The organism is Bacteroides sp. 3_1_23 (genome assembly GCF_000162555.1).
GTDB lineage: Bacteria > Bacteroidota > Bacteroidia > Bacteroidales > Bacteroidaceae > Bacteroides > Bacteroides ovatus.
On record NZ_GG774949.1, the window covers coordinates 649876 to 656352 of the forward strand.

The window sequence follows — 6477 nt, forward strand, 5'->3', positions numbered from 1 at the left end:
ATTCTTTCTCCTGATTTAAAAGTTAAAGTTCAAGCCCATACTGAAAGTACGTGAAATCGGGTAACGGCTGCTGTCGATGCCATTAATATCCACTTCCGGGTCGAAGCCGGAATATCCGGTGATAGTTGCCACATTCTCGCAAGAGAAAGAGATGCGGGCATTTTCCAGTTGAATCTTTTGCATCCACTTTTTAGGCAGTGTATACGAAAGCGTGATGTTCTTCAGACGGAGATAGGAACCGTTTTCCACAAACCTGTCGGATACACGGCAGTTCTGGTTCGGGTCTCCCCAAATGGCGCGGGGCATAGAGTTGCTGGTACCTTCACCCGTCCAGCGGTTCAATACGGCTGTGGTTTGGTTGTAAGCGGCTGCCATTCCTTCGTTGTCAACATTGTTGGCGTTATAAATCTTGTTTCCCGATACGCCTTGCAGGAAAACGGAGAGTTCCCATCCCTTATAAGAGAAATTATTGCTTAAAGAGAAGAACCAGTTCGGATTCGGGTTGCCGATAACGGTACGGTCTTCATCATTGATGACTCCATCGTTATTCAAATCCCGGAAACGGATATCCCCCGGAGCTGCTCCCGGTTGGGTGGCGTGGCGGTTTACTTCCTCCCAGTTTTGGAAAAGTCCGTCGGTCACGTATCCGTAGAATACATTGATCGGATAACCGGCTCTAAGCATAGTCACGTATGAGTTACCCATCTGATTGATAAACATCGGAGTTTCGCTGTTCAGGTCCAGAATTTCATTCTTGTTATAGGTGGCCGTTAAAGCAGATTCCCAAGAGAAAAGACCTTTCAGGTTGATGGTGCGCAGGGTCATTTCCACTCCTTTGTTGCGCATTTTGCCGGCATTGGTAAAGGTTTCAGTAGTATCTTCAAAACCGGAGGTGATAGGGATGGAAGCTTTCACCAACATGTCTGCCGTCTTTTTGATGTAGGCATCCAGCGAAAGGTTGACACGTGAATTGAACAGACTCATATCCACACCGAAGTTGGTTTGGCGTACCTCTTCCCAATGAATATTCGGATTGGAAAGGGTGGTAGATACCAAAGCGGTGGAGTTGTTGTTGCCGAAAGGATAAACTCCCGTATTATAGGAAGCCACAAAGCCGTAGTTACCAATTTCCTGATTACCGGTCACACCGTATCCGATACGCAGTTTGAGGTCATTCACCGGAGAGTTGTCTTTCGGGAACCATTCTTCCTGCGAAATACGCCATGCCAGAGAAACGGAAGGGAATGTTCCCCAACGGTTGTTCTTACCGAAGCGGGAGGAACCGTCACGGCGCACAGTGGCTGTAAGCAGGTATTTATCTTCGTAAGAATAGTTGAGACGTGCCATCAGAGAGAGCAGTGCCCAGTCGCTCTGGCTGCCACCGATGCTGTACATCTTCTCGCCGTTGTCCATCTCATGGATATTATCAAACATGAAGATATTCTTTTGAGCATTCAGGTAATCATAGTTGTTCCACTGGGCGGAAGAACCTGCCATCACCCCTACACGATGTTTTTGGGCGAAAGTATGGTCGAATACAAAATAATTATCCCACAGGTAGGTAAATGATTTGTTGTCACTCTTATAGCGGGAAGATTCTTCTACCGGATTCGGTTTCCAGTCGTAAGCCGGAGTAAAGTTGTCTACAAACCAGAATTTGGCGTCATAACCGAAGGTGCTTTTCAACTTCAACCATTTGGTAAAGGCAATCTCTCCGGTGATATTTGCCAGAAAGTTATATCCTTTCGTCTCGTTCGTCATCATGTACAACGTACCGATCGGATTGCGGACACTTCCATACCATTGCGCTTCCTGTCCGGGACCGCTCCAGCTACCGTCTTCATTCTTCACCGGCTGGATGGGAAGTGCTTTCATCGCATCTCCGATGCTATAGCTTCCTCCTTCTTTCACGTCCGTACTGAATGTCAGGTTAGTAGTGAACTTCAACCATTTATTGACCTGGGCATCACTATTTGCCTGAAAGTTGAAACGACGGTAATTAACGCTTTCCACGATACCGGACTGGTCGAGGAAACCGCCGGATACATAGTAATGTGCCTTTTCCGTACCACCGGAATAGCTAACCGAATAGCTTTGTTTCACTCCCGTACGTAGCATCTCATCCAGCCAGTTCGTTCCTGTTCCCAATAAAGAAGGGTCTGCCCAATAAGGGTTTGTATTATCATCATTATTAGACAGCATATCATTGCTCAAAGCGGCATATTGCACAGCATTCAGCATATCGGGCACTTTAGTAGCGTTCTGAATAGCCCAGTTTGCGTTTACCGTTACTTTTCCGGCACCTTCGGCACCACGTTTGCTGGTAATCATCACCACACCGTTGGCACCACGCGAACCATAGATAGCTGTTGCCGAAGCATCTTTCAATACGTCTACCCGTTCCACATCAGCCATATTCAAGGAAGACAATCCCAAGTCGGTAGGAATTCCGTCAATGACAATCAGCGGGTTACTGTTATTGATCGTACCCAAACCACGGATTTTAATGGTGACATTATCACCCGGCTTACCGGCATCGATTATCTGCACGCCGGATACTTTTCCCTGCATTGCCTGACCGATATTAGCTACCGGAGAGTCTTTGATGTCCTTCACTCCGACAGAAGATACGGCACCAGTCAAATCGCTCTTTTTCATCGTTCCGTAACCTACTACAACAACTTCGTCCAATACTTCCGTATCTTCCTGCAAGGTTACTTTCAACGAGTTTTTCCCGTTCACCGGAACAGTCTGCGTTTTATAGCCGACAAAAGAGATAGTCAGCGTGCTGTTAGCCGGAACGCTTAATGAGAAATTACCGTCTACATCGGTTATCGTACCATTCGTTGTACGTCCTTCCACCACACTGGCACCGATCACCGGTTCACCCGTGGCATCTACTACATGTCCTTTTATTGAAATCTGTTGTGCGAATGCACTAAGAGATAGGAACAAGCCCCACATTATTAATAAGAGGCGGCGTTCAAAGCCTTTCGACTTCATACTCTGTTTCATGTACATTAATTTAAAGTTAATATTAGGGTTACTTTTGTTTTCGTTCTCTGTGTCATTGCTGAAATGACCGTGAAACAAAAGTATCCACATTTCATACTGCTTCTTAAAGCAGATAGCAAAAATATAGTGATTTATACAGTGTCTCACAGCATAAACCACTAAATATAAGAACGTTATAAAATAGAAGTCAGACTAAAAAAGTAGTGATTTTCTTATTCTTCCACCTTCCCTATTTGCATTACTTTAGTCTCAAATTCATCTCTTTCTCCCAAAGCTTTGTTACGGACACGGGTCCGGTAATTATAAATGGTAGTCACGGAATAACGGAGGAATTGCGCTATCTTGGTACTGTCCGTAATCCCCAGCCGGATAAGGGCAAAGATACGGAGTTCGGTGTTCAACAGTTCTCCCGGTTTGGGTTGCATGGGTTCTGTGAGCAGCGCATTAAATTCCTCCACAAAATTGGGGAAGAGTTGCAGGAAAGTCATGTCGAAGTTTGCATAAAACTCTTTCAGTTCTTCGTCAAGGAATTGAGAAGATTTAATGGCTTTATATAGTTCTTCCACTCTTCCGGCAGCGGCAATTTTATTCAGGGAACGACGGTATAAATCCATCTTGTCGAGATAAGTGGAGCATTGGTCCATATATCGGCCGATATATTCCTCCTTGATATAGTTGGCTTCCGAAAGCGTATGGTTCATCTCTTTCAGTTGCGAGTTGGAGTCGTGAAGTTCTTCGTTCAGTTCTTGCAACAACGTATTGGTATCGACCACTTCGCGACGTGCGGCAGCAACCTTTTTCATCTGCTTGTAAACGAAGAAAATGGCAACCAACAAAAATACGGAAAGCAAACTGATACAAATCAATGATACTTTCATCTCCTGCTGCTGCCGTTTGGTTTTCAATTGGTAAGCCTGATCAATGATAGGAAAGACTTGCGAGATTTCTAACGTACGAAGGCGGGCATTACAAAGAGTGGCATCCTCTAAGGAGCATTTCAGGTAATTGTAGGCACGGTCAATATCCCCTTCATCGTAGACAAGGGAAGCGAGTTTGCGCAAAGATACATATTCCTTTACTGCCGATTTTAGGTCGGCAATAGCCGAAAGGGCCAGGTAATGTTTTTGCCCCTGCTTGTCGCCTTTCAACCGGTAACCCTCGGAGAGAGTATAAGTAAGCATTGCTTTTGAATGGTCATCCAAAGAAGGTTTGTTGTAATATTCCATCAGCATACGGATGGCTTCATTGTATTGAGCATGTACGATGCACTTATCCGCCATCACCAATACGTGTCCCAAAGAGTCGGAAGCGTTGACCTGCAGAAGAGAGTCACGATACAGATCCGTCATTCGATAATACTCTTTCTTGACTTTCTCCGTAACGGCATAATCTCCCATCAAGCCGTAAATAGTGCGATACAAATGATAATAATAACCATAGAGATAATCGGGCAGCGTTTTCTTATCAATCTGCCCCAATAGTTCCAACGCTTCTTTATACATTCCGGTAGTTCCCATCACTTCCGCCATATTCATGGCAGCATCATCCAGGTAATCCAGTTTATCCATGCGATGCGCCAGTTCCTCTTTCCGTTGAGCATAGACAAAAGACGAATCCAGATTATAAGCCCGGTATTCATCGAAAAGACGTCCGCAAAAACCATATCGTTGTTCATCGGAAGTAGCCTCCGCCAACAATTTCTTCAGGTCAGCGATACGCGCCTCCTTTTCCGCTCCATAGGTCTGACGGTTTTTAATGATACCATCAATCTCACGAAGTAACGCATCGGTACTCTTATTATCTTTTGCATAAAGCAGACCGGAAAGGACAATTGTCACAAAAATCAGAATCACTTTTTTCATAGTGCCGTATGTATTATAGTTGCAAAGATAAAAGTCTTTCAGAAACTTCCGGCTTTCAGGAGAAAATTATTGCAGACGGAATGAACAATCTTGTATTAAAACAGGAAGCATTACAAATTTATTATGAACATAATTATTATATTTATAATAATGTTATCGTTGGAACAACCATCAATATACAGATAAATTCAAAAGTATGTATTCACAGCAAATTCAAACTGTTCTATAAATATTTTCTTAAATGGATATATATTATTTTGTTCATAGAAAACTAACATAGCTTTCTTATAGTCGATAGAATTAACTGAACGAAATGATAAAGGACAATAACCGTTGGCTATAAGTATTGCATTACTTGTTATACGGGCAGTACGTTTATTACCATCAGCAAATGGCTGAATGTAAGATAACAGAACTAAAGCTAGGAAAGCTTTATCAAAGATACTCTGCTTATTATTAATTAATTGACAAGTGTCTTCCATAGCTTCTCTTATTTGATATTCATTATCAAGTGGACGATAATTCGTACCCGTAATACCAACACGCCGAGAACGAATATGACGCTCAACTCCCAGTTCTTTAATAAGGATACTATGAATGTCTTCAATCTTTCTTATTGATAAATACTGAAGATAATCAGGATTATCTAAAATAAAATCAAGAGCTTCCTTGTGATTTAGTAGCATAATGGCTTCTTCTTTAGTTTTACCTTTTGCTTCTTCTTTTTCCAGCAAAAGTCTTTCCGTTTCAAGAAGATTATATGTGTTCCCTTCAATTTGAGAAGACTTCCAACTAAGATCCACACCTAACCTTTCCATTTCTTTCCGGTACTCTCCGTCTGTCATTTCTAATACATTTCTTCTAAACGTTTCTTGAAGAGCCGTTAAATGTTTCCGTTCGTCCATCGTGAAAGGGTCAACATTAGGCAATATATCAGGAATAAGGCTGAAATTGAAAGCTTGTTGAATTTCACGCTCATCAACTTCTTTCCGAAAGTATGATTCTAAGTCGAAATAACTTGTAACAAACGTTTGTGGTGTTAGTTTATAACATGTGGCAGGTCCTTGCCCTATGACTTCAATACTTCCAGCGGAAATCATGGCAGCTAATAAACGCTTGAATGTGGCGACACTTACTTTAGTATTCACTCCCTCCATTAATTCTGACCTAGAAGATAGAGGATGAAAACGAAGATATTGTTGAATTTCTTCTTCCATTGCTATTTAGTTGATTATATCGGCTCAAAAATACATAATATTATTAATATATCGGCTCAAAATGAGCCAATAATTACAGTGTATAGGACTCTTTTGAGCCGATATAAAAATCTTCAGCTACCTGTTAGTAGTCTCATATTGTTTCTGCATTGCTTTGATCTATTCTTCAGAATTCTTATTTATCACAGCAATTTTATCCTGTAATTCTTTATTCTGGATTTCAGATAATCTCATCTGTTCAGTATGGATCTTCTGACTGTCCTCTGTGGTGAAATAGTTTATTTACGTACGGGTTTGGCTCATTCTCTGTACGGTTTTGAATAAAATAATGAAGTATTCTGGAAACGTTGTGGTAAATCTGAAAAAGATGATTGAGTTTTTAA

At 42.0% G+C, this 6477-nt stretch carries 3 protein-coding genes; all 3 read right to left on the reverse strand.

From position 1 onward, the window contains the following. Positions 1-15 precede the first annotated feature (15 nt). Positions 16-3015 carry a SusC/RagA family TonB-linked outer membrane protein gene (locus tag HMPREF9010_RS21670; protein ID WP_008646808.1) on the reverse strand — a complete coding sequence of 1000 codons (3000 nt, stop codon included), beginning with the start codon at positions 3013-3015 and terminating at the stop codon, positions 16-18. A 212-nt stretch (positions 3016-3227) separates the two neighbouring features. Next, the gene (locus HMPREF9010_RS21665) at positions 3228-4877 is read right to left on the reverse strand and encodes a DUF6377 domain-containing protein (RefSeq protein WP_008646809.1); all 1650 of its coding nucleotides are present in this window, start codon (positions 4875-4877) and stop codon (positions 3228-3230) included. A 188-nt stretch (positions 4878-5065) separates the two neighbouring features. Then, positions 5066-6094, reverse strand: coding sequence for a Fic family protein (locus tag HMPREF9010_RS21660; protein ID WP_008646811.1), 1029 nt, complete (start codon positions 6092-6094; stop codon positions 5066-5068). Between the last annotated feature and the right edge of the window lie 383 nt (positions 6095-6477).